23 protein-coding genes are annotated in these 21,584 nt (G+C 40.2%); 16 read left to right on the top strand and 7 right to left on the bottom strand.

Going from position 1 to position 21,584, the window contains the following annotated elements:
• Positions 1-6 precede the first annotated feature (6 nt).
• Genes BMZ55_RS05115 through BMZ55_RS05105 form a run of 3 tightly spaced genes read left to right on the top strand, consistent with a single transcriptional unit; the run spans position 7 to position 1,928 of the window.
• Entirely contained in the window at positions 7-591 is a 585-nt protein-coding gene (locus BMZ55_RS05115) for a hypothetical protein (protein WP_089819213.1), read from the top strand.
• The gene (locus BMZ55_RS05110) at positions 592-1,245 is read left to right on the top strand and encodes an HD domain-containing protein (protein ID WP_394332624.1); all 654 of its coding nucleotides are present in this window, start codon (positions 592-594) and stop codon (positions 1,243-1,245) included.
• Between the two features lie 53 nt (positions 1,246-1,298).
• Positions 1,299-1,928 (top strand): hypothetical protein, encoded by a 630-nt coding sequence (locus BMZ55_RS05105; protein ID WP_089819212.1) that lies wholly within the window; start codon positions 1,299-1,301, stop codon positions 1,926-1,928.
• Between the two features lies 1 nt (position 1,929).
• On the opposite strand, the gene BMZ55_RS05100 is transcribed toward BMZ55_RS05105, so the two are convergent.
• The 4 genes from BMZ55_RS05100 to BMZ55_RS05085 form a co-directional block, all read right to left on the bottom strand.
• Positions 1,930-3,126, bottom strand: coding sequence for an efflux RND transporter periplasmic adaptor subunit (locus BMZ55_RS05100; RefSeq protein ID WP_089819210.1), 1,197 nt, complete (start codon positions 3,124-3,126; stop codon positions 1,930-1,932).
• A gap of 26 nt (positions 3,127-3,152) precedes the next feature.
• A complete protein-coding gene (locus BMZ55_RS05095) occupies positions 3,153-4,424 on the bottom strand; it encodes an ABC transporter permease (protein ID WP_089819209.1) in 1,272 nt (423 codons plus the stop codon).
• 87 nt (positions 4,425-4,511) lie between these two features.
• On the bottom strand, positions 4,512-5,741 hold the full coding sequence (locus BMZ55_RS05090; RefSeq protein WP_089819208.1) for an ABC transporter permease: 1,230 nt from the start codon (positions 5,739-5,741) through the stop codon (positions 4,512-4,514).
• Positions 5,742-5,780: 39 nt separating this feature from the next.
• Complete coding sequence (locus BMZ55_RS05085; RefSeq protein WP_039343491.1) at positions 5,781-6,473, bottom strand: ABC transporter ATP-binding protein; 693 nt, start codon at positions 6,471-6,473, stop codon at positions 5,781-5,783.
• Positions 6,474-7,017: 544 nt separating this feature from the next.
• On the opposite strand from BMZ55_RS05085, the gene BMZ55_RS05080 reads away from it, so the two are divergent.
• The 9 genes from BMZ55_RS05080 to BMZ55_RS05040 all read left to right on the top strand — a co-directional run bounded on the left by BMZ55_RS05080 (position 7,018) and on the right by BMZ55_RS05040 (position 16,749).
• Positions 7,018-8,343, top strand: coding sequence for a hypothetical protein (locus BMZ55_RS05080; protein WP_143068746.1), 1,326 nt, complete (start codon positions 7,018-7,020; stop codon positions 8,341-8,343).
• A gap of 27 nt (positions 8,344-8,370) precedes the next feature.
• Positions 8,371-8,916, top strand: a complete 546-nt coding sequence (locus BMZ55_RS05075) for a hypothetical protein (protein WP_039343495.1) — start codon at positions 8,371-8,373, stop codon at positions 8,914-8,916.
• A 443-nt stretch (positions 8,917-9,359) separates the two neighbouring features.
• Entirely contained in the window at positions 9,360-10,334 is a 975-nt protein-coding gene (locus BMZ55_RS05070; RefSeq protein WP_089819204.1) for a ribonucleotide-diphosphate reductase subunit beta, read from the top strand.
• A 296-nt stretch (positions 10,335-10,630) separates the two neighbouring features.
• Complete coding sequence (locus BMZ55_RS05065; RefSeq protein WP_089819202.1) at positions 10,631-12,286, top strand: ribonucleoside-diphosphate reductase subunit alpha; 1,656 nt, start codon at positions 10,631-10,633, stop codon at positions 12,284-12,286.
• A 515-nt stretch (positions 12,287-12,801) separates the two neighbouring features.
• On the top strand, positions 12,802-13,236 hold the full coding sequence (locus tag BMZ55_RS05060) for an RrF2 family transcriptional regulator (protein ID WP_089819200.1): 435 nt from the start codon (positions 12,802-12,804) through the stop codon (positions 13,234-13,236).
• Positions 13,237-13,282: 46 nt separating this feature from the next.
• Entirely contained in the window at positions 13,283-15,034 is a 1,752-nt protein-coding gene (locus tag BMZ55_RS05055) for a cbb3-type cytochrome c oxidase subunit I (protein WP_089819198.1), read from the top strand.
• Between the two features lie 7 nt (positions 15,035-15,041).
• The gene (locus tag BMZ55_RS05050) at positions 15,042-16,034 is read left to right on the top strand and encodes a cytochrome c (RefSeq protein WP_089819196.1); all 993 of its coding nucleotides are present in this window, start codon (positions 15,042-15,044) and stop codon (positions 16,032-16,034) included.
• A gap of 26 nt (positions 16,035-16,060) precedes the next feature.
• Entirely contained in the window at positions 16,061-16,321 is a 261-nt protein-coding gene (locus tag BMZ55_RS05045) for a hypothetical protein (protein ID WP_089819194.1), read from the top strand.
• A 17-nt stretch (positions 16,322-16,338) separates the two neighbouring features.
• Positions 16,339-16,749: a cytochrome C gene (locus BMZ55_RS05040; RefSeq protein ID WP_089819192.1), complete on the top strand. Its 411-nt coding sequence runs from the start codon at positions 16,339-16,341 to the stop codon at positions 16,747-16,749.
• A gap of 81 nt (positions 16,750-16,830) precedes the next feature.
• Here BMZ55_RS05040 and BMZ55_RS05035 read toward each other — a convergent pair whose 3' ends face one another.
• On the bottom strand, positions 16,831-17,127 hold the full coding sequence (locus tag BMZ55_RS05035; RefSeq protein WP_089819190.1) for a hypothetical protein: 297 nt from the start codon (positions 17,125-17,127) through the stop codon (positions 16,831-16,833).
• Positions 17,128-17,234: 107 nt separating this feature from the next.
• Between BMZ55_RS05035 and BMZ55_RS05030 the strand changes: the two genes are divergently transcribed.
• The 3 genes from BMZ55_RS05030 to BMZ55_RS05020 all read left to right on the top strand — a co-directional run bounded on the left by BMZ55_RS05030 (position 17,235) and on the right by BMZ55_RS05020 (position 19,647).
• Entirely contained in the window at positions 17,235-17,792 is a 558-nt protein-coding gene (locus BMZ55_RS05030; protein ID WP_089819188.1) for an RNA polymerase sigma factor, read from the top strand.
• A gap of 46 nt (positions 17,793-17,838) precedes the next feature.
• Positions 17,839-18,705: a lipoyl synthase gene (gene lipA / locus BMZ55_RS05025; RefSeq protein ID WP_177179777.1), complete on the top strand. Its 867-nt coding sequence runs from the start codon at positions 17,839-17,841 to the stop codon at positions 18,703-18,705.
• A 105-nt stretch (positions 18,706-18,810) separates the two neighbouring features.
• Entirely contained in the window at positions 18,811-19,647 is an 837-nt protein-coding gene (locus BMZ55_RS05020) for a dienelactone hydrolase family protein (RefSeq protein ID WP_089819186.1), read from the top strand.
• A gap of 66 nt (positions 19,648-19,713) precedes the next feature.
• Here the strand turns inward: BMZ55_RS05020 and BMZ55_RS05015 are convergent, their stop codons facing one another.
• Complete coding sequence (locus tag BMZ55_RS05015) at positions 19,714-20,190, bottom strand: Dps family protein (RefSeq protein ID WP_039343523.1); 477 nt, start codon at positions 20,188-20,190, stop codon at positions 19,714-19,716.
• 16 nt (positions 20,191-20,206) lie between these two features.
• Positions 20,207-20,713: a pyridoxamine 5'-phosphate oxidase family protein gene (locus BMZ55_RS05010; RefSeq protein ID WP_089819184.1), complete on the bottom strand. Its 507-nt coding sequence runs from the start codon at positions 20,711-20,713 to the stop codon at positions 20,207-20,209.
• Between the two features lie 245 nt (positions 20,714-20,958).
• On the opposite strand from BMZ55_RS05010, the gene BMZ55_RS05005 reads away from it, so the two are divergent.
• Entirely contained in the window at positions 20,959-21,501 is a 543-nt protein-coding gene (locus tag BMZ55_RS05005) for a lipocalin family protein (RefSeq protein WP_089819182.1), read from the top strand.
• Positions 21,502-21,584 lie beyond the last annotated feature (83 nt).

The raw sequence follows: 21,584 nt of genomic DNA, 5'->3' as shown, positions 1-21,584 counted from the left end.
AGTAATATGAAAAAATATCTGGTACTGATTGCTGCCTCAGCTTTTGCAATTTCCTGTTCAAAAGTGGAAGAAACTATTAGCGAAAAAATCACCCAAACAACCGACAGAATTAATGAAACGGCGCAAAATAAAGTGAAGGAAACTGTTCAGAAAACTTTAGATTCGTCGATTTCTTCAATGACGAACGCGGAAAATGCCGAGTTTAATGAAGTTTTCCCCACCGGCGATCCTTCGATGATTTCGGAATTTAAAGGTAAGAGAATTACTTTTCCGAACGGTTCGCCGGCTTTTCTTTTTAAATATAAAGCTGACAGGGATTCGCTTTTGACATTTCTTGAAAATCAGGAAACGGAAAATGAAGAAAATTCCGATAAAAAAGCCCGAAAAATTGATGGACAAAGTTTTATCGATAAACTCACTTTGGTTGAAAAATTTCTACCGGCAAATACCTTTAATATGGATTGGCTGCAAGACATTAAAAATGATAAAAACGTCGAATTTTACAAACTGAAAAGATTGCCAAACAAAAGCACGATTATTTATAATCCCGCGACGCAGCAGGTTTATCAGTTTGTGGAAGTTTCAAAATAAATGGAAATGTCAGAAAAATTGGTTCAAAATACCGTCAATTTTGTCAAAAAAAAATTAAACGGTGCGGAAGCTGGTCACGATTGGTTTCACATTGAAAGAGTTTGGAATCTTTCAAAAAAAATAGCTGAAACAGAAAACTGCAATAGGGAAGTGGTGGAACTCGCTGCGCTTTTGCACGACATTGCAGATCCAAAATTTCACGACGGTGATGAAGATCTTGCACTAAAAATTTCGCGGGAATTTCTGGAAAAAGAAGAGGTTTCCGAGGAAATTATTGAGCAGGTTTTATTTATCATTAAAAATATATCTTTCAAAAATCGGCACGAATTGCCGGATATTTTTCCAATTGAACTGCAAATTGTTCAGGATGCTGATCGCCTCGATGCGATTGGCGCCATTGGAATTGCGCGCACTTTCAATTTTGGCGGCTTCAAAAATAATCTGATGTATCATCCGGAAATTCCACCGGCAATTGGTCAAAGCAAAGAAGAATATAAAAAATCAAACGGCACGACCATCAATCATTTTTATGAAAAACTGCTGCTGCTGAAAGATTTGATGAACACCGAAAAAGGAAAAAAAATGGCCGAAGAGCGGCATATTTTTATGCTCGGTTTTCTGGAGCAGTTTTACCGGGAGTGGAATGCGGTTTAATTGTGAAATGAACTTTTACAGCGCTGAAACCTAATTTTATTTATCTTTACGCCATGTTTTATTTCTTCGTTTTTCTTGCGATTGCGCTCTCTGTGGCTTTGTTTTTTTCTGTCATAAGAGACGGGCGTTTCCGTACCTGGGCAAAAGCGTACCGAATTGTAATTTCTGCGATAACCGCGGGCGTTTTTGTTTTTCTGTTTTTCCAGAAAAGCACCTATCAGTTCCGGGAAAATTCCGTTACGCTTCAACTCATTAATAAATTGCCGTTTCCGCTGGATTTTTATCTGATTAAAATAAACAACACGGCAGACGAAGACGCAAGATACGAAACCAAACACATCGGAAAAATCCGCGATAATTTTTACCGGATTGATTATCTTATGATGCAGGATTCCAATGAATACTGGATTGCCGGTTATATGGGCGCGAAAAAACTTGTTTATTTTTCACAGCATATGGTTCCAAATAAAAACGAAGACCAAATCATTGAAGTCCAAAATTACATCATTCAAAGCGCAAAATTTGCAGATACAGCAAATCTTAAAATTGAAGAACTGAAATTAGACAATATCAAAACTGCAATTTGGATTACTTTAGATTTGCTTTTATTATTTTTAAATTTCGCGCTTTTGGTTCGGAAACAGAAACAAAAAATTCCGACCGTTTTGGCCGGAATTTCCTGATTTATTTTGCCTGCTGTTCTTTCAGCGCTTCCTTGTCTTTGTCCGAAGGATTCCAGACTTTCACCTCATCGTTTTTGGTGATTCCGGAAAGGATCTGAACATTAATTCCGTCGCTCGCACCGAGTTTTACATTCACTTTTTTGAATTTTCCGTCGGGCTGTTTTACTTCAACGAAAGGATTGTCGCGGCCGTTTATTTTTTCATACTGGATTAAAGATTCATCCAAAAGCAAAGCGTTTTTCTTTGAACTTAAAATAATTTCGCCGTTTGCCGAAAAACCTGCTCGGATATATTCATTGGTTTTGTTGAAAACATCGCCTTCAATCGGGAATTTTATGGTTCCTGCTTCTTCAGTTCCTTTTGGCGCGATCATGGTTACGCGGCCCGGGAAAGTTTTGTTTTGTAAAGCACCGATTACGATATTCATTTCCATGCCTTCTTTCAGTTTTCCGGCTTGCGCTTCATCGATGGTTCCTTCAAAAATTAAGGAGTTCAAATCGGCAATGGAACAAATGGTACTTCCTGCGTTAAAAGAATTCGCTTCAATAACCTGACTTCCGACTTTTACGGGAACTTCTAAAACTGTACCGTTTGCTTTGGAACGGATTTGTGTTGTCGCCAAACCTGCCAATTCCGGAGTGGCGCCGGTTTTCGCAATCTGAAGGTTTTTCTGTGCGGTCTGTCTTTGTTGCTGCGCGTTGCGCAGCACCTGTTGCGTAGATTGCAGTTGCTGTTGCGCCGCGATATATTCCTGTTTAGAAATTACGCCCTGCGTGTACAGCTGCTGTTGCATTGCGAACTGTTTTTGCTGTTGCGCAACATTAATCTGTGCGTTGCTGATCTGCAAATTAGCATTATTGATTTCCTGCGTTGCAGCGTTTACATTCTGAATGCTCGGTACAATTCTGATTGTCGCAACGAGTTGTCCCGCAGTAACTTTGTCACCTTCAGTCACAAAAATTTTGTCGATAATACCCGAAATATTTGGTTTGATTTCAATTTCCTCGCGCGGAACAATTTTTCCGGTTGCCAAAACTTTTTCGTCCATGTCCTGAACAACTGCTTTTTTGGTAAGAAACTGTTCACTTTTTGTGGAATTTGAATTGATGAGGTACCCGACCCCTTTTGCAAGTGCAAATAAAAGTACAAGGCCGAGAACGATGTAAATTATTTTTTTTGCGGTGAATTTCTTCTTCATATAATTAGTGCTAATGGTTATTAATTTTATTCTGAGCGTAAAGCTTCGATAGGTTTTATTTTTACGGCGCGCTGCGCAGGGATCATACCGATGACCAAACCAAGGAAAACCATTACCGCCATCGCGGCGAAGACTTCACCATAATTTACGGTTGGGTTGTAGAACGGAAATTCGTCCTGTCCTTCGGTTACGCCATTTAAAATCATCAGCAGGAAAATTCCGAAAATAAAGCCCAATAAGCCGGAAGTAATTGTGATGACGACACTTTCCAACAAAATCTGGTTCCGAACTTCTGCGGGTTTCGCACCTAAAGCGCGGCGAATACCAATTTCTTTGGTTCTTTCTTTTACCGTAATCAGCAAGATATTTGAAATCGCGATGACGCCGGCTAAAATGGTTAAAGTTCCCACGACGATGGTTAAAAGCTGCATTCCGGTTAAAAACCCGGTGAGTTTTCCGAAAAGTTTCCCGAGGTTAAAACTTCCGTACGCGTTGGTGTCGTCCGGTGAAACATGGTATTTAGCTTTAAGCTCGTCTTTTACCGTGTTTTCAAGCACATTCAGGTCAACATTATCTTTACCGACAATCGCGAAAAAACCAACTTTATCACCATTATTATACATTTTGGTAAAAGTGGTGAACGGGATGTAAGCGGAATCATCGCTGCCCATATTTCCGCCTTGTTGCTGCACGCGGAAAACGCCGATAACATTAAAAAACAAACCTTTTACGGTAACTGTTTTACCAATCGGGTTTTCATTTTTCTTGGCATCGAAGAAGTTTTTGTAAATGGCTTCGCCGATGACGATGACATTTTTATTTTGATTAATGTCGGCATCATTAATATATCGTCCGAAAATGAGCTTTTTTTCCGAAATTTTATTTCCGACAGGAAAATCACCGTTTAAAGTGTAGGTCTCATTTTTTCCGTTTCGTGAAAAAAGCTCGCCCGGGCTGCCAAAATTTCCGCGCGAAGTCTGTGGCGATATATAATCGATGTCGTGGATTCTTTGCTTTAAAACTTCGATGTCCGGTAAATGCAGATCCATTTTACGGCCTTTTGGAAAACCATCGTACGGAATTGTAGTATTTTGCGCCCACAAAAAAATAGAGTTGGTGGCGAAACCTGCGAAAGCTTTATCGAAACCGTTTTCCATGCCTTTTGCGGCGCCCAGAAGCGCAACAAACAGAAACATGCCCCAGCCCACACCAATCATGGTGAGAAAAGTCCGAAGTTTATTATTCCGCAGCGAATGATAAATTTCTTGCCAGGTATCTATTTTAAAAATGATATTCATCTTTCGGTTTTAGCTGAAAATTGTTTGAGGTACACTTTATAATTTTAAAAAAAATGGTCTTTTAGCGGCTTATTTTTTAATTAAATTTTATTCGGTTCGCAGCGCTTCAATCGGTTTTATTTTACTGGCTTTGAAGGCCGGAACGAATCCTGAAATAAGGCCGGCAATTACCAGACAGAAGAATGCGACGATAATTAAACCCCAGCCAACACTCGGATCTTTAATAAAATATTTTTCTAAACTGTCACCAATTAAAGTTAATGTTAAAACACCCAGCGCCACACCGATAATCCCGGAAATTACCGTGATCACCACACTTTCCTGAATAATTAAAGCAACTATTGCGCGCGGTTTTGCTCCGATCGCTTTTCGGACACCGATTTCTTTTGTCCTTTCTTTCACTATATAAACCATGATATTGCTGATGCCGATAATTCCCGCTAAAAGTGTCCCAAGGCCGATGAAGCCGACAATTAAAGTAATAATTAAAAGAAACTGAAAGGTCTTTTCAAGGTTTTGTGCATTGTTGCTTACACGGAGCGCATTTTCGTCATCCGGCGAAATTTTCAGGTCTTTTTTGAGCTTTTTTTCCAGATTATCGCTGTAGGCAATGGCGTCTTTCGGCGTCATTGTCGGTTCGTAGGTGATGTAAATGCGGCTAAGTGTGTCGGAACCTTTCTTCAGTTGCTGCAATGTGGAAATCGGGATGCTGATCATCCTTTCGTCCATATCGCCGCCGTCATCGGAAAAAACGCCGATTACTTTGAACATTGTTCCATTTAAATCTAAATCCTGCCCAATCGGCGAACCGTTTTTAATTAAATCCCGTTGGACCATGCGTCCGATAACCGCCACTTTTTGCTGTAAATCTATATCGCGCGCGGTGATAAATCTGCCGTCCAGAAGTTTTCGGTTTTCAATAAAAGGTTCGTCGGTATCCGAACCGTTAACCTGATAAGAACCGCTTTCTCTGCCGTACTTTACCAGCATGCTGGTGGTGTAGCGTGCAGAGGCGTGTTCTATTTTTTTTGGGTCTTCTTTGGTGATATTATCGTAATCTTTATTTTGTAAAACAACCTGTCGGTCTGTTTGTAAACCGTCAAAAGCAATGGTGGTTTTGCCGGTAGAAATCGAAATAAGATTGGTTGCATCGCGTGCAAAACCTTCGGTAAAGGCGTTTTTCAAACCATTTCCGATGCCGAAAAGCACGATAAAAATAAACAAACCCAGCGCGACCGTAAAGCCCGAAAGAACTGTTCGCAGAACATTACTGCGAATCGATTCAAAAATTTCTCTCCAGCGGTCAAGGTCAAACATAAGTTTTATAAAAATTTGGGTTTAGAGCAGGATATTTTTTTAAGCTAAAACTCTTTGGGTGATAAATTCATCACTTTCGATAATTCCGTCTTTCAGGATCACGTTTCTTTTGGTTTCTGCAGCAACGTCCGGTTCGTGTGTCACCACAATCACGGTTTTTCCTTCGCGATTAATTTCCTGCAAAAGTTTCATAATATCGTAAGTAGTTTTGGAATCTAAAGCTCCTGTTGGTTCATCGGCAAGAATCACTTTCGGATTGGTGATCAGCGCACGCGCGATTGCAACACGCTGTTTCTGACCACCGGAAAGTTCATTCGGTAAATGCGTAGCCCAATCAGCAAGACCAACTTTTGCAAGATATTCTAAAGCGCGCTCATTTCTTTCTTTTCGCGGTACATTTTGATAGTAGAGTGGAAGCGCCACATTTTCCAGCGCGGTTTTGTAACCAATTAAATTAAAAGACTGGAAAATAAAACCCAAAAATTTGCTGCGGTATTCTGCAGCTTTCACTTCATTAAGATGTTCGATGGGAATACCATCCAGCTCATAAATCCCGGAATCTTTTTCGTCTAAAATCCCGATAATATTCAGCAAAGTAGATTTTCCGGAGCCGGAACTTCCCATAATAGAAACGAATTCGCCTTCATCAATACTCAGGTTGATACCTTTCAGCACGTGAAGTTTACTTTTACCGGTGTCATACGATTTGTTGAGATCCTTAATTACTAACATTTAGCTTGCTGGATTTATTTATTATAATAAGTGTTAAAATTATTTGCTTTGTTACAACATTACGGCGCATTATTTGTTACGAGGATTTATAAATTTGAAAGGGGGGATAATTTGAAAAAAATTAGCTCAAAACGCGGCAAAAAAATTCCGTACCGAGTTGTTTTTTTTTACAAAAAAATTTCGGCGATTATCTTTTAGCGTTTAATTTCTTAATTAATTGCGAACCAAATGCTTAGGGATTCTATTGGATGTCCCGTTATGAAATTAATTGTAAATCAGACCTAATTCTGTATTAATACTGCGATTTAAAATTTAAATACAATACGAAGCTTTTAAGATTTTCTGCACTTTTTGTTTGAATTAATTTTTTTAATAAATTATAGGTTTATGTGGATTTTTAAAGCTAAAAAACACTCCGTTTGATTTTTTTTGTTTCACAATATATATTATATTTACCGGGTCAAACTATTTTACAGATAAATGACACTATACATACACACGATGAAATTAAAAAACAACTTCTTTAATTTAAAAACACACACTTATGAAATTTAAATTTTTATTTTTTCTATTTTTAGCGATGGCTGGTTTTGTTTCAGCACAGACGGCAGCTCCGGCGCCGCAGCTTGGCGATTTTAAATCAGTTGCTAACGGTGCCTGGACCGACCCTACAACCTGGCAGATATATAACGGTTCGACTTGGGAAAATACCATAACCGAGTATCCTGGAAAAAGTACAACATCAGCGACTCCGGCAACGTACAGCGTTTTCGTCGAGCCGGGAACCAATGTAAGCGTCTCCGGAGATCAGATTTATTATTTTGGTAATCTTTACATTCTTGCTGATCCTGCTCCAAGTGCCACAAATGCACTTACTGCATCTTACGGCAAAGTCTCTTTGGCCGCCAATGGGTCATCATTAAGTCTATTAGGCAATAATCAGGACCTCGTTATTCTTGGAGGTATTTTGGATTTTCAAGGGGTCAATACCGAACTAAAACTGAAAAGAGGCAACAGCATCGTTTTACAATATTACAATGGCGCTGCTTGTGGAACTGGTACCAACCTTTTGCAACCTGAAACTGCAGCTGCAGGCGCAACCGGAAACAAAAAAATTATTTTCGTTGACGGAACTTCCGAGTATGATTACGCGGTAAGCGGGGGTGCTGGAAATTCAGATTACAATTTTTCTGATTTAAACTGTAACGGTGGTACTGTTAGCCCTGTTCCGGCAGCCACTTTAAATCCAGTTTGTGCAGGAAAAACTACAATTCTTTCCACAACACTTGCAGGTTTTATATCCGCAGCTGATTTACTTTTACCTAAAACCTATATCTGGAGTTTGGTGAGTGGTCCTACAGGATACACCTTTGCACCAGTAACTTTAACAACAGCGGCAGATCTTAGCCTTACATTTACAGCACCAGGAACGTATGTTTTCAATGTTGAGCTAGTTTATCTTAATGTGTTGGGAATTGAAATATCTGCGAGCCAAACCATTACTATCGAAGTATTGGCGGCTGGTAACGCATTATGTGGCGGCTGTTTTAAAGATCCAGTGACTGATGCGGTAAAAAATCCTTCAATTCACGGTATCACTTCCTTAAAAAGAGCAGGGGTTAGAAACCCAGATAACTGGCCTATGGTTAGAGAAAGCGCTTATACGGTATTGGAATCAAATTCAAAAGGATTTGTTATTAACAGATTGACAACTACACAGCTGAATGCCATTGCAACTGCAGGCAACGCGGTGGATGGTATGATGGCTTATGACACCACTGAAAAATGTCTTAAGCTTTACGTAGTAGATCTTGTAAATCCGGCAAACACTGGCTGGTCTTGTTTCAACACACCTGCTTGTCCTAATTAATAACTTTTCACTTTAAACACACTTATTATGAATAAATTATTCACATCAATATTGATGACCGCCATACCAGTTATTGCATTTTCACAGGTAGTAATTGAGCCGGGACCAAAGACCGCACCTACCAACGCTTCAGTTTCTTTGGAATTTGGTGACCACCAAAATAAGGGACTTGTAATTCCGTATGTAACGGCAAGTAATGCACAGACACCGATCTCTGATGGAACTTTCATTATGGATCCTTCCGACAATATTATGAAATTCCGTGAAAACGGTACGTGGAGAGACCTTACCGGTCCGGCTACAAAAACCAACGCGGTAGATGTTTCTATCCAGGTGGGTAAAGATGAAAACGAAAGAGCCAAAACCGTAATCGGAAAAGAAAATATTAATGACAATACCCGCGGTATTTTAATTCTTACCGATACTGATAAAGCCATGATTTTGCCAAGAGTAGCGCTTCCGCATCTGAATATTAAAAATCCTGCTGCCGGAATGATGGCTTACGACACCGTAAACAAGCAGCTAGCAGTTTTCAACGGTACCCAGTGGACGTTCTGGCAAGCAACACGCTAGTAAAAATTTGCCGCTATTTGAGCATTTTATTTTAAAAATAGCTTTAAACTAAATTCCCAATTTTTATTGGGGATTTTTTTTGTCCTAAATGTGGTTTAATTGAAAACAAAATATTCAGCTGTTTAACCGAAATTCACCATTGCTGCTTAAAAGTTGCCCGATCTGTTTAGCAAGAAAAGCCCTGAATTGGTCGATATTTTTATTATTCCCATTCAAAGCCTTTGGTAGCGCGCTGTGTGTGTGAATGTGGAAAACTTTTCCGCCAAATAAGGCACTTATCTGGTGCCGCGCCTTTCGATATCAGATTGCATTTTCTATTTTTGTAAAGATCGCAGCCCTCGCCTCACGCACGTTTTTTACGCTGCGCTTCTGCATTAAATCATTAAAAATTAACAATTTACACACTTCGGTTTTGTAAAACCGGCTGAAAAATAAACGATATTATGGGAATTTTTGACAAAAGAATAGGATATAAACCGTTTGAATATCCGGAAATTCTACAGTTTGTAGAAGCCATCAACAAATCCTTCTGGGTACATTCCGAGGTGGATTTTACGGCTGATGTGCAGGATTTCCAGTCACAGCTGGAACCGCACGAAAAAAATGCCATTAAAAACGCGCTTTTAGCCATCGCGCAGATTGAGGTGTCGGTAAAAACCTTTTGGGGAAATCTTTATAACCACATGCCGAAACCCGAACTGAACGGTTTGGGCGCTACGTTTGCGGAATGCGAGTTCCGCCATTCGGAGGCGTATTCGCGTTTGCTGGAAGTTTTGGGCTATAACGATTCCTTCACCCACGTTGTGGAAATTCCTGCCATCAAAAAAAGAATCGATTTTCTTTCCAATGTTTTGCGCCACGCGAATTCCACCACGCCGAAAGAGTACGTTTCCTCGCTTTTGCTTTTCAGTATCCTCATCGAGAATGTTTCGCTTTTCTCGCAGTTTGCCATCATTTTGTCGTTTACGCGCTTTAAAGGTTACATGAAAAATGTTTCCAACATCATCGCCTGGACTTCCGTGGACGAGCAGATTCACGCCAACGCCGGCATTTACCTCATAAACAAAATCCGCCAGGAACAGCCGGACTTATTGACAGATTCCGATATCGAAGATATTTACACCTTGGTGGATCATTCCATCGATGTGGAAGAAGAAATTTTGGACTGGATTTTTGAGATGGGTGAAATCGATAATGTTTCCAAAGAAAATCTTTTGAACTTCATGAAGTTCCGTGTCGACGACAGTTTGAAGAAAATCAATATGGCGACGCGCTACAACATTTCTCCCGAACAATACCGCCCGATGGTGTGGTTTGAAGAAGAAGTTTTCGCCAATTCCATGGACGATTTCTTCGCCAAAAGACCGGTAGATTACACGAAACACGACAAAAGTATTACCGAGAACGATTTGTTTTAGGTTGATTTGGGCGCCTTTTCCGCCTTCCGTTCCCGCTTCCGCCGCGGCGGAGAGCTCCACTCAAGTCGGGGCGCGGTGGCCGCAAAAAATAACCTGCTAAAACGGCAAATTTTTGAGAAATAGAAAAGCGCGAGCGACAATGTTTTCAATACTGTCGCAACATGTATTAGAAAAATCGAAAAATTCGCTGCTAAAACGGCTAATTTTAAGAAAGTGGAAAAAGCGAAAATTTCCCGCTTCTAAAAAGAAAAAAAGACATCGTACTTTGTACATTATACATTTTACAGAAAAAAATTATGGAAGAACAAGCTAAAATCTGGTGGCTGAATGAAGAATCGGAGCAAATGCTCAACCGCGGCTATTTGCTGAAAGGCGAAACCGTAGACGGCGCCATCCTGCGAATTACCACAGCAGCAGCCAAAAGACTTTATAAACCCGAATTACAACCCGCTTTCGAGGAGATGATCCGTAAAGGTTGGATCAGCTTTTCCTCCCCGGTTTGGGCAAATATGGGAACAGAAAGAGGTTTGCCGATTTCCTGTTTCAACGTGCATGTGCCCGATAATATCGAAGGAATTACGCATAAACTCGGCGAAGTCATCATGCAGACCAAAATCGGTGGCGGAACTTCCGGCTATTTCGGTGAGCTCCGCAACCGCGGAACGGCCGTTACCGACAACGGAAAATCTTCCGGCGCGGTTTCGTTTATGAAGTTGTACGACACCGCAATGGACGTTGTTTCACAAGGCGGCGTGCGACGCGGAGCTTTTGCGGCATATTTGGACATCGACCACGGTGATATCGAAGAATTTCTTTCCATTAAAGATATCGGAAGTCCGATCCAGAATTTGTTTACCGGAATTTGCGTGCCCGACTACTGGATGCAGGACATGATTGATGGCGATATGGACAAGCGCAAAATCTGGGCGCGCGTGCTGGAAAGTCGCGCACAGAAAGGTTTGCCCTATATTTTCTTCACCGATAACGTGAACCGGAACAAACCGCAGGTTTACAAAGATCTGGGCATGCCGGTAAATGCAAGCAATTTATGTTCGGAAATCATGTTGCCTTCAAGCGCAGAAGAATCGTTTATCTGCTGTCTTTCATCAATGAACCTTGAATTATACGACGAATGGAAAGATACCAACGCGGTAAAACTTGCCATTTACTTTTTAGACGCTGTTTTGTCGGAATTTATAGAAAAAACCGAAGGAAATTATTACCTCACCGGAGCGCGGAATTTTGCGCTGCGCCACAGAGCGCTTGGTTTGGGCGTTTTGGGTTACCATTCTTACCTTCAGAAAAATATGATTCCGTTTGAAAGTTTTGAAGCAACACAGTTCAACGCGCGCGCTTTCCGACAAATCAAGGAACAGTCTGTGCTCGCATCACAGGAATTGGCAAATATTTACGGCGAACCAGAATTGCTGAAAGGTTACGGCTTGCGAAATACAACCACAATGGCCATCGCGCCTACGACTTCAAGCTCTGCGATTTTAGGTCAAACCTCGCCAGGAATTGAGCCGTTTGCGTCCAATTATTACAAAGCCGGGTTGGCGAAAGGTAACTTCATGCGCAAAAATAAATACCTCGCAACTTTGCTTCAGGAAAAAGGCATCGATAATGAAGACACCTGGCGCACGATTATGCTGAATCACGGTTCCGTGCAAAACCTGACGGAATTAAGCGACGAAGAAAAAGCAGTTTTCAAAACCTTCCGCGAAATTTCGCCGATGGAAATTATTTCCCAAGCTGCACAGCGCCAACAATACATCGATCAGGCGCAGTCGCTGAATCTGCAGATTCCATCCACAATGCCGGTAAAAGATGTAAATTATCTCTACATCGAAGCCTGGAAAAAAGGTGTAAAATCACTGTATTATCAACGAAGTTCTTCCGTTTCAAAAGAACTGATGGTGAATTTTGTAACCTGCTCAAGTTGCGAAGCTTAAATAGAGGCAAGAATCAAGAGTCCATAAAAAAGATAAAAAACCGCGGAAAATTCTGCGGTTTTTATTTGAAAAATTACTTGCTCAAAGGGCAAATTTTTCAGATTTAAATTTAATTAGAAAAATTCCGGGGTATTTGGCTGTTTTTTTCGGTTTTTAATTAAATTTAAATTGGAGAAAATGATTTTTGACTTTAAAAAATTAACGCTTAAAACGGCAAATTTTTCTGATTTGGATTTTAGTTAAAAAAATTCCCTGTTCTTTTGAGGTTTTTTTGGTTTTGAATTAAATTTAAACAGGTAAATTTTTTTCTTTAAATTAAAAAAATTCTCCCTTAAAAAGGCAAATTTTCTAATTTGGATAACTGGAAAAATTTCACATCTGCTGAGCGGAAACTTTTTTCCGAAATTTATACATCTTTAGCACCGAAAAATATCTCAAATTTTATTTAAAAATAATAAAGGACACTATTGTCTTTTATTAAATTATTTTCTACATTTGTAAAAAGGAAAAAGTTTATGTTTTCAAAATCTTGCGAATACGGAATTCGGGCTTCAATTTATGTTGCCAAAAATTCACTCAAAAATCGAAAAGTAAGCTTAATTGATGTTGCAAAACATACCGATTCTCCGCCAGCTTTTATGGCGAAAATTTTACAGAAACTCACCCGGACAGAAATAATTTCTTCTTTTAAAGGTCCGACCGGTGGTTTTTCGATTGCCTTGGAAGATTTAGAAAAAATTTCGCTTTTGAACATCGTTTTGGCGATGGACGGAGATGGAATTTTCGAGGACTGCACGCTGGGCCTCAGAAAATGTGATGTTGAAAAGCCCTGCCCGCTGCACTTTAAATTTAGACAGATTCGCGACGAGATGCGCGAAACTTTAGAGTCTACCTCGCTGAGGTCTTTAGCAGAACAGGTTTCCGATGGAATCACCTTTCTGAAGCGCTAAATTTTTTTACTGAAATAAAGGTTCTTTTTACCGTTAATAATTCTATATGAATAATTCAATTTTTGGTGAATCGGGGATTCAAATTACCCTGGTGCTTATTCTGCTTCCAGTCCTCGTGGCCCTGCTGATCGCGATTGTGAAGACCTACAGCACCTATAAAGACCTGAAAGCAAGGCGAAAACTGGGTGAATTTCAGAGAAAAATCCGAAATCTTTCGCCTGAAGAACTGCAGTTTTACGAGGAGCGCCAAAAAGCCCAGGCTTATCAGGTGCCGGAAAATGAACTGTCCGGCAGCAATCCGCCGTCCGACACGAAAGGCATTATCCACAACGTAAATAAAGTTGAGGAACTTCGCGTGATACCGGCAAAGAAAAGCTACGTTCCACAAAAATACATTTCCGAACCGCTGGCAAAACTAATTCTGTACTTCCTCGGCTTTGCTATTTTTTGGTTGCTTTTTGCAACGACTGTTGGAGAATATCTCGGAATTAAATTCGTAGCGCCGGATGCCGATCATCTAAGCTGGCTCAGTTTCGGGCGGCTTCGCCCGGTTCACACCAATATGGTTTTCTGGGGTTGGGCATCTTTTGCGATGGTGGGGCTGGCATATTATGTAATTCCGCGTGTAAGCAATACGGGTATTCACAGCTTAAAACTGGGCTGGTATTCCTTGTTTTTTATGAGCGCCGCGGTTATTACCGGGACCGTTTCACTGATGGCCGGCATAAATAACGGTGGCGGTGAATACCGCGAATACATCTGGCCTTTTATGCTGCTTTTTGCCATCGGAATCGTGCTTTCCCTCTATAACTGGCTGATGACCATCGCAAAGAGGACGACGAAGGAAATTTACGTTTCCAACTGGTATATTATTTCCGCCACGATGTTTGTGATTGTGATTTTGCTTGTTGGATATCTTCCGTTCTGGCAGGACGGCCTCGCGGAAACCATTATTCAGGGATATTATATGCACCAGGGCGTAGGCATGTGGTTTATGTTTCTGACTTTGGGTTTAATGTATTACTTTTTGCCACAGCAACTTAATAAACCTATTTATTCTTACAGTTTGGGAATTTTAGCTTTCTGGACGCAGATTTTATTTTATACTTTAATTGGTAGCCACCACTTTATTTTCAGTGCGATTCCGTGGTGGATGCAAACCGTTGCAATTGTGGCCAGTGTGGGAATGGTGATTCCGGTGGTTGCTGGTACCGCGAATTTCCTTTTGACCTTTAATGGCGCCTGGTACCAGTTGAAAACCAGCTATACGCTGCCATTTTACCTTATTGGAATCATCTTTTATTTTACAGGTTCTATGCAGGGAACGGTGGAGGCTTTCCGTTTTACCAACCTGGTCTGGCACTTCACCGATTTTACCGTTGCGCATTCCCACCTGACGATGTACGGTATAATCACTTTTATGTTGTGGGCATTTACCTATACCCTGGTACCGAGAATCACCGGAAAAGAACCACCAAAACTGATGGTCGGTGTTCATTTTTGGCTGGCATTAATTGGTTTACTGTTCTACACTTGGTCCCTGATGATTGGTTCTACCGCCCGCGGGCTAATGTGGATAGACAGTAAACCATTCATTGAAAGTGTGAAAATGACGGCTCCGTACTGGTTATGGCGTGCGATCGGTGGAACCATGATGTGGATCTCGCACTTTGTATTCGCCTATAATTTCTATAAAATGGTCAATAATCGCGAGGAAATTAGAATCCCGACCACGCCGGCGGAAATTTTAGAAGCCAAGCGACAATTTAAAAACACCGAAAATATTCCCACCAAATAAAAAGAAAATGGAATTTTATAATAATCATAAAATGCTCTTCTGGTCCGCGCTGGTTTTCTTTTTGTTTCTCACGTTACAGATCGCAATTCTACCGGCAATTACTAACCAAACCGTTTATAAACCGTTGCCCGATGCCAAGCCGCTCACGAAAATGGAAAAAGCCGGAAAAGCGGTGTATGTAGAAAACGGCTGTATTGCCTGTCATACACAGCAGGTGCGAGAAGTGGAAATGGATAAAGTTTTTGGTGCGAGACCAAGTATTCCCGCGGATTATGCACAAAACCACCGAATGGATGTTTGGCGAAATACACCAAATTTATTGGGTTCCGAACGTACCGGCCCGGATTTAACCGCAATCGGTGAAAGACAACCCAGTTCAGATTGGCATTTGCTACATTTATATCAGCCGCGCGCCGTGGTGAAAGAATCCATCATGCCATCGTATGCTTTTTTGTTTGAAGAAAAAGATTACCTGCAAAAAGGTGACATAGAAGTAAAAGTACCGCCGGAATTTTTAAAAGATAAGTTTAAAAAAATTGTAGCTACCCCAAAAGCGCTTCAATTGGTGGCGTATTTACAGAGTTTAAAACAAACCAAATTACCGGAAGGTGTAAAACCACCGGATTTCCTGTATAAAAAAGAAGTAAAAAAATCTACCGCTGGCGGTGGCGCAGCTGATTTACCGGACGGTGCCGAACTTTTCACCGCAAACTGCGCAAGCTGTCATCAGGCTAATGGTGAAGGTTTACCTGGCGCATTTCCACCGCTTAAAGGAAGTCCGATTGTTGGCGGCGATGATATCGCGGTTTATGTGAACATCATCATGCTGGGTTACACCGGCAGACCTGGCTACGGACCGATGCCAGCAGTGGGAAAAAATGCCAATTTTACACCGGAAATGGTGATGGCCATTATGAATCACGAAAGAAGCTCCTGGGGAAATAACGCAAAACCGGTAACGCTGGATCAGGTTAAAGCTGTGATGAGCCAGATGAAATAACTGAAAGTTAATATAAAGCATTAACAATGAAAAATTTTAAAAATACAGCAATTCTTATTTTCCTGTTTGCCGTCAACTTTGCGTTTGCCTGCGAAGCATGTAAATTGCAGCAACCGGCGGTGACACGCGATTTTACACATGGCGTGGGTCCGCGCGGGCAGTTTGACTGGATTATCGTAGCGGTTATCGCAATTATCGCGGTGTACACCTTGATTTTTTCGGTTAAATATTTGGTGAGACCTGGTGAAAAAGAAGCGGATCACATCAAAAATTCGATTTTAAACTAACTTCAAAAAAAGCAGCTATGACCAAAGATAAAAGTTCAGTTGTTCTCTTCCTAGATGACGAAGTTACGCCTTTGGCAGAGCTTGAAACGCCCATTGTTTTTGATTTTGACACCACCAAACTCACCGATGGCGAACATGTTCTCAAAATTATAAGCAAGTCTACGCAAGGTCGGGAAGGTATACGGAAAATTCATTTCACAGTGAAAAACGGGCCGTCCGTCAGTGTTGAAGGTTTGAAAGACAAAGATATTGTAGACGGCGTTTTGCCTTTGATGATTAATGCGTACGACAAAGGAAACCAGAAAAGTTTTATGATTGAAGGCAGTGAAACACCGCAAACCATTCCGGTTTGGATTTGGATTATCATCATTCTTTTTGTGGGTTGGGCGGCGTATTACGGCATTACCTATTTCTACCGGATGACATAAATTCTACCTGCTAAATGACCATTTTTTTCGCAAAAAAAAGCGGCTTCAAATTTATTTGAAGCCGCTTTTAATTAAATATTTTTAAGCAAGAAACTCAATTTCCTTGTCTTTGAAATTGCTGTTTTCTACTAAATCCTGCATGCTCGACATAATTTTTTTCCGCAGTTTTGCCAGATTTCTGATGTTTTCATCTTCGCTGTAGTCGAAAATATTGTCTTCAAAAGAGAAAGTGTCGCCTTCTTTAAATTCAATTTTATTGTCTTTAAATTCTTTCAGCAACATTAAATTTGTCATCGTCTCCAGAAGATCATATTCTGTTTTAGCCAGTTTTTTCAGCGATTTTAAAACCTGTTTTTTATATTTTTTTTTAGTTTTCATACGTGGGTGCTATATTCCTGCAAGGTAAGATTTTATAATAAAACTTCAAATCAAATTCCAAATAATTCGCCGCGGCGCCTTTTACAATTCGCTATCTTTGCTTCTTTATGAAAAACAAAGATCTTTTTAGCCTGATTTCTCTTGCTGCCAATAAAAATCAAAAGGCGCAAACACAGCTCATCAACTTATTTTGGGTAGATGTTTTCAGCTTTGTCATGAAAAAAGTGCAGGACGAACATGTCGCTGATGAAATCACCGTCTCTGTTTTTTCAAAAGTTTTGTCCAAACTTGATTTGTATGATCCCAATTTTCAGTTTAAAACCTGGATTTTAACCATCGCGCAAAATACCATCATCGATTATTGGCGCAAAAAATCCCGTGAAAACGAGGACAGCACCGATAATTTTGAAGGTTTTAAAAATCAGCTTGCTTTATCACCGGAAGAACTGCTGATCTCAGAAGAAGATCAGAAACAGATTTTGGCTTCAATCCAAAGCTTGGATGCTAATTATCAGGACATTATACAACTAAGGTTTTTTGAAGAAAAAAGCATCAAAGAAATTTCGGAAGAGCTGAATATTACCGTAGCAAACACAAAAATCCGCATTATGCGCGCGAAAAAACTGCTCGCCGCTTTGCTGAAAAATAATTCCTTCGAAGAATAGGAGAGGCAATTTCTTAATTCGTAAATTTGCTTTTTACATTTTAATAATGATTGAAAATCTTACCGATACAACCACTCAAAAACCAAAATGGATACGTGTAAAACTTCCGACCGGAAAAAATTACCGCGAACTCCGAACGTTAGTTGACAAATATAAACTCAACACCATTTGCCAAAGCGGAAGCTGCCCGAATATGGGCGAATGCTGGGGCGAAGGCACCGCGACTTTCATGATTTTAGGAAATATCTGCACCAGAAGTTGTGGATTTTGTGGTGTGAAAACCGGAAAACCACTCGATGTAAACTGGGAAGAACCCGAAAAAGTCGCGCGCTCCATTAAATTAATGAAAATCAAACACGCGGTTTTAACTTCGGTTGACCGTGATGATTTAAAAGATATGGGTTCCATTCTTTGGGCTGAAACGGTGAACGCCGTGCGCAGAATTTCGCCGGGAACAACGATGGAAACATTAATTCCGGATTTTCAGGGAATTACGAAACATATCGATCGATTGCTTGAAGTCCGTCCGGAAGTGATTTCCCACAATATGGAAACCGTAAAAAGGTTAACGCGTGAAGTGCGGATTCAGGCGAAATATGAACGAAGCCTTGAAGTGCTTTCTTATTTAAAGTCTGCCGGACAAAACCGCACAAAAACCGGATTAATGCTCGGTTTAGGTGAAGAAAATTCAGAGGTTTTTCAAACGATTGAAGACATTAGAAAAGCAAACGTCGATGTAATTACCATCGGACAATATTTGCAGCCGACGAAAAAACATTTGCCGGTGAAGAAATTTGTGACGCCGGAAAAATTCCAGCAATATGGTGATTTCGCGCGAAGTTTAGGTTTCCGTCATGTGGAAAGTTCACCGTTGGTTCGCAGTTCTTATAAAGCGGAAAAGCACATTCATTAAAAATTTAAAAAACGAAAAAAAAGCGCCTTTTAGGTCGTTTTTTTTGGTTATAGAATTGAATCCCGCGCAACGAATTTTTTGTACTTTTAGCCATAAAATATGACTATGAAAACTCCCAAAATTTTAGCGGTTTTAGCGCTTTTAATTTCGTTTGCCTCCTGTACAGAAAAGCCGCTGCAAACTGATAATAAGGCGATAACTTCGGAACAGATAAACGGTAATATTAAAACAGAAGAACTGAAAACGGAAATTAATGGCGTGACGCACCGTTCTTTTGCCGCTTATAATCCTGATCTTGAAGGTAAGTTGCCCGTGGTTTTCGTACTTCCGGAATGGTGGGGATTAAATGATTATATTAAAAACCGGGTTAAACAGCTCGCAGGTTTAGGCTATTATGCTGTTGGAGTGGATTATTACGGCGACCAGAAAGTGGTAGATACGCCGGAAGAAGCTCAGAAGCTTTCATCGCATTTTTACAATATTCCTATTGATGCTCGCAGAATGTTTGATGCCGCAAAACATCAGGTAAGTCTCGCGGAAAAATCCGATTACTCCAAAATGGCAATAATTGGTTACTGTTTTGGTGGTGCACAGGCGCTTAACATGGCGCGGCTATCAGACGATTTCAAAGGCGTAGTAAGCTTCCATGGTAATTTGGAAACCGGAATTCGTGCTAAAAATAACAAAGTAAAATATTTGGTGATGAACGGTGCTGCCGATTCCATGGTTTCCGAAAAGGAAATTGCAGCCTTTAAAAACGAAATGGACAGCGCTAAAATTGACTATAAATTTGTGAATTATCCCAATGCCCTTCACGCTTTTACAAATCCGGGCGCTACCGCACTTGGTAAAAAGTTCAATATTCCGATCGCTTACAATAAAGATGCTGATGAAAAATCCTGGAACGAAATGAAGGTTTTTCTGAAAAATATTTTTAAATAAAATTTGCCGTTTTAGCAGCGAAAAGAATTCCCTTTCAAATTTGAAAGGGAATTTTTATTTTCAGAATTAATCTTTAAAATATTTTCGGAGCTTCCAGGCCATTTTTTCGTGCGCCTGCATTAGACCTGTTAAGAAATCTGCGGTTCCTGCGTCTTTATATTCTTCCTCGCATTTATCGATATTTTCTCTTAAACCTTTTACAATAGTTTCGTGGTCTGCCACCAATTCTTTTAGCATTCCCTGCGTGTTCGGCACGGCGCCGGGAGTTTCATTTAAATCAGATAGCTCTGCAAATTCGCTGGTTGTACCAATTGCAACTCCTCCCAAAGTGCTGATTCTTTCCGCAACTTCATCTACGGCAAGTGCTACCGCGTCGTACTGCGCTTCAAAAAGCATGTGTAATTCCATAAAATTATCTCCTGATAAATTCCAGTGAAATTTTCGGAGCTTAATATAAATCATATTGCCATTGGCAAGCACTTTATTTAAAACTTGGTAAACTTCGGTTAAATTTTTTTTCGTAATTCCTAAATCTGGTGTCATTATTTTATTTTTTTAATTATACATGTAAATTTCCTTCTCTGCCGTCATCATTATCGGTTTTCTTGCCGGTAATAGCTGCTGTGGCAAAATGAAGCATGGAAACAAATTTTCCCACTTTTGGTTCCCAGTAATAAGTTTCCTCCGGTGTCACGCGGATCACCGAAACATTTGGGTCATCTTTTCCGTCGAACCACGCATTCGCCATCGACGTCCATTTCTCTTCGATGGTATTTCTATCCTGATAAATAAAAGCTTTTCCGAGAATCGAAAGATATTCCGAGTCGCTGTTATTCATAAAATACAGCTGTACGCGGTTATCTTCTTTAATTTCAAAATTCTTGTGACTTTGGTCGCTGCTCAGAAACCAGAGATTTCCTTCCTCGTCGGTTTCTTTTAAGCTCATCGGTCTCGATGCGTTCGGAATGGTATCCAGATCGGTACAAAACATGCAGATTCTCGCGCTTTCCGAGAGTTTCTTTAAAGTTTCAATTGCTTCTTTTTGCGTTAAATTTTCAAGTGACATCGGCTTAATTTTTTTAATGTTAAAATTAAATCACCATTTTTCGGGTGATTTCGCGCTATCTAGTATTCAAATATTAAACCACCAACTTACTTTCAGCTGTTTCGAAGGGTTAAACTTTTCTTAATTAAACGGTAGAAAAATTCAATAGCAGCTGAAAATTTCAGCGGCGTAATATTTGTTGGGAAGCTTTGAAATTGAAAAATTCTGGCCTAAAAGCAGGTGTTTTCTCACTTTAAAAAATCAATATGAAAAATTTAAAAAAAATCGCACTTCCGCTCGCGGCGGGACTTGTTACATTAGCTTTACTTAACTCCTGTTCGGTCGGAATTCCGAAAGGCGCCACGGCAGTTCAAAATTTTAATGCCGATAAATACCTCGGAAAATGGTATGAGATTGCGCGTTTCGATTTCCGTTTTGAAAAAAACATGAACAATACCACCGCGCAGTATTCCAAAAAAGACAACGGTCATATAAAAGTGGTGAACCGCGGTTTCAATTATGTGAAAAATAAATGGAACGAAAGCGAAGGTGAAGCCAGATTTGTGGAAAATGAAAATATTGCGAGGCTGAAAGTTTCATTTTTTAAACCGATTTGGGCGGGTTATAACGTGATCGACATTGATGAAGATTACAAATACGCGTTGGTGGCCGGAAATAACTTGGATTATTTGTGGATTTTGTCGCGCGAAAAAACAATCCCGGAAGCTTATAAACAGCGCTTTTTAGAAAAAGCAAAAAAAATAGGTTTTAAGACCGAAAATTTAATTTGGGTGGAACACGACAAATAAAAGTGAAGGAAAATAAGTTTTTATTTTCCTTTTTTTATGCTAAAAAATTCCGTGCTAAATGAGCATTTTTTTTGAAAATAGCA

This window comes from Kaistella treverensis (assembly GCF_900114045.1).
GTDB lineage: Bacteria > Bacteroidota > Bacteroidia > Flavobacteriales > Weeksellaceae > Kaistella > Kaistella treverensis.
This window is presented reverse-complemented; position numbering and strand designations above follow the sequence as displayed.

Excerpts from the sequence above, each read along its gene's own strand:
- BMZ55_RS05070 (WP_089819204.1), top strand. The coding sequence starts at position 9,360 with ATGGGAATTTTTGACAAAAGAATAGGATATAAACCGTTTGAATATCCG.
- BMZ55_RS05105 (WP_089819212.1), top strand. The coding sequence starts at position 1,299 with ATGTTTTATTTCTTCGTTTTTCTTGCGATTGCGCTCTCTGTGGCTTTG.
- BMZ55_RS05005 (WP_089819182.1), top strand. The coding sequence starts at position 20,959 with ATGAAAAATTTAAAAAAAATCGCACTTCCGCTCGCGGCGGGACTTGTT.
- BMZ55_RS05030 (WP_089819188.1), top strand. The coding sequence starts at position 17,235 with ATGAAAAACAAAGATCTTTTTAGCCTGATTTCTCTTGCTGCCAATAAA.
- BMZ55_RS05055 (WP_089819198.1), top strand. The coding sequence starts at position 13,283 with ATGAATAATTCAATTTTTGGTGAATCGGGGATTCAAATTACCCTGGTG.
- BMZ55_RS05075 (WP_039343495.1), top strand. The coding sequence starts at position 8,371 with ATGAATAAATTATTCACATCAATATTGATGACCGCCATACCAGTTATT.
- BMZ55_RS05020 (WP_089819186.1), top strand. The coding sequence starts at position 18,811 with ATGAAAACTCCCAAAATTTTAGCGGTTTTAGCGCTTTTAATTTCGTTT.
- BMZ55_RS05095 (WP_089819209.1), bottom strand. The coding sequence starts at position 4,424 with ATGAATATCATTTTTAAAATAGATACCTGGCAAGAAATTTATCATTCG.
- BMZ55_RS05050 (WP_089819196.1), top strand. The coding sequence starts at position 15,042 with ATGGAATTTTATAATAATCATAAAATGCTCTTCTGGTCCGCGCTGGTT.
- BMZ55_RS05110 (WP_394332624.1), top strand. The coding sequence starts at position 592 with ATGGAAATGTCAGAAAAATTGGTTCAAAATACCGTCAATTTTGTCAAA.
- lipA (WP_177179777.1), top strand. The coding sequence starts at position 17,839 with ATGATTGAAAATCTTACCGATACAACCACTCAAAAACCAAAATGGATA.
- BMZ55_RS05010 (WP_089819184.1), bottom strand. The coding sequence starts at position 20,713 with ATGTCACTTGAAAATTTAACGCAAAAAGAAGCAATTGAAACTTTAAAG.
- BMZ55_RS05040 (WP_089819192.1), top strand. The coding sequence starts at position 16,339 with ATGACCAAAGATAAAAGTTCAGTTGTTCTCTTCCTAGATGACGAAGTT.
- BMZ55_RS05100 (WP_089819210.1), bottom strand. The coding sequence starts at position 3,126 with ATGAAGAAGAAATTCACCGCAAAAAAAATAATTTACATCGTTCTCGGC.
- BMZ55_RS05090 (WP_089819208.1), bottom strand. The coding sequence starts at position 5,741 with ATGTTTGACCTTGACCGCTGGAGAGAAATTTTTGAATCGATTCGCAGT.
- BMZ55_RS05045 (WP_089819194.1), top strand. The coding sequence starts at position 16,061 with ATGAAAAATTTTAAAAATACAGCAATTCTTATTTTCCTGTTTGCCGTC.
- BMZ55_RS05060 (WP_089819200.1), top strand. The coding sequence starts at position 12,802 with ATGTTTTCAAAATCTTGCGAATACGGAATTCGGGCTTCAATTTATGTT.
- BMZ55_RS05085 (WP_039343491.1), bottom strand. The coding sequence starts at position 6,473 with ATGTTAGTAATTAAGGATCTCAACAAATCGTATGACACCGGTAAAAGT.
- BMZ55_RS05080 (WP_143068746.1), top strand. The coding sequence starts at position 7,018 with ATGAAATTTAAATTTTTATTTTTTCTATTTTTAGCGATGGCTGGTTTT.
- BMZ55_RS05115 (WP_089819213.1), top strand. The coding sequence starts at position 7 with ATGAAAAAATATCTGGTACTGATTGCTGCCTCAGCTTTTGCAATTTCC.
- BMZ55_RS05015 (WP_039343523.1), bottom strand. The coding sequence starts at position 20,190 with ATGACACCAGATTTAGGAATTACGAAAAAAAATTTAACCGAAGTTTAC.
- BMZ55_RS05065 (WP_089819202.1), top strand. The coding sequence starts at position 10,631 with ATGGAAGAACAAGCTAAAATCTGGTGGCTGAATGAAGAATCGGAGCAA.
- BMZ55_RS05035 (WP_089819190.1), bottom strand. The coding sequence starts at position 17,127 with ATGAAAACTAAAAAAAAATATAAAAAACAGGTTTTAAAATCGCTGAAA.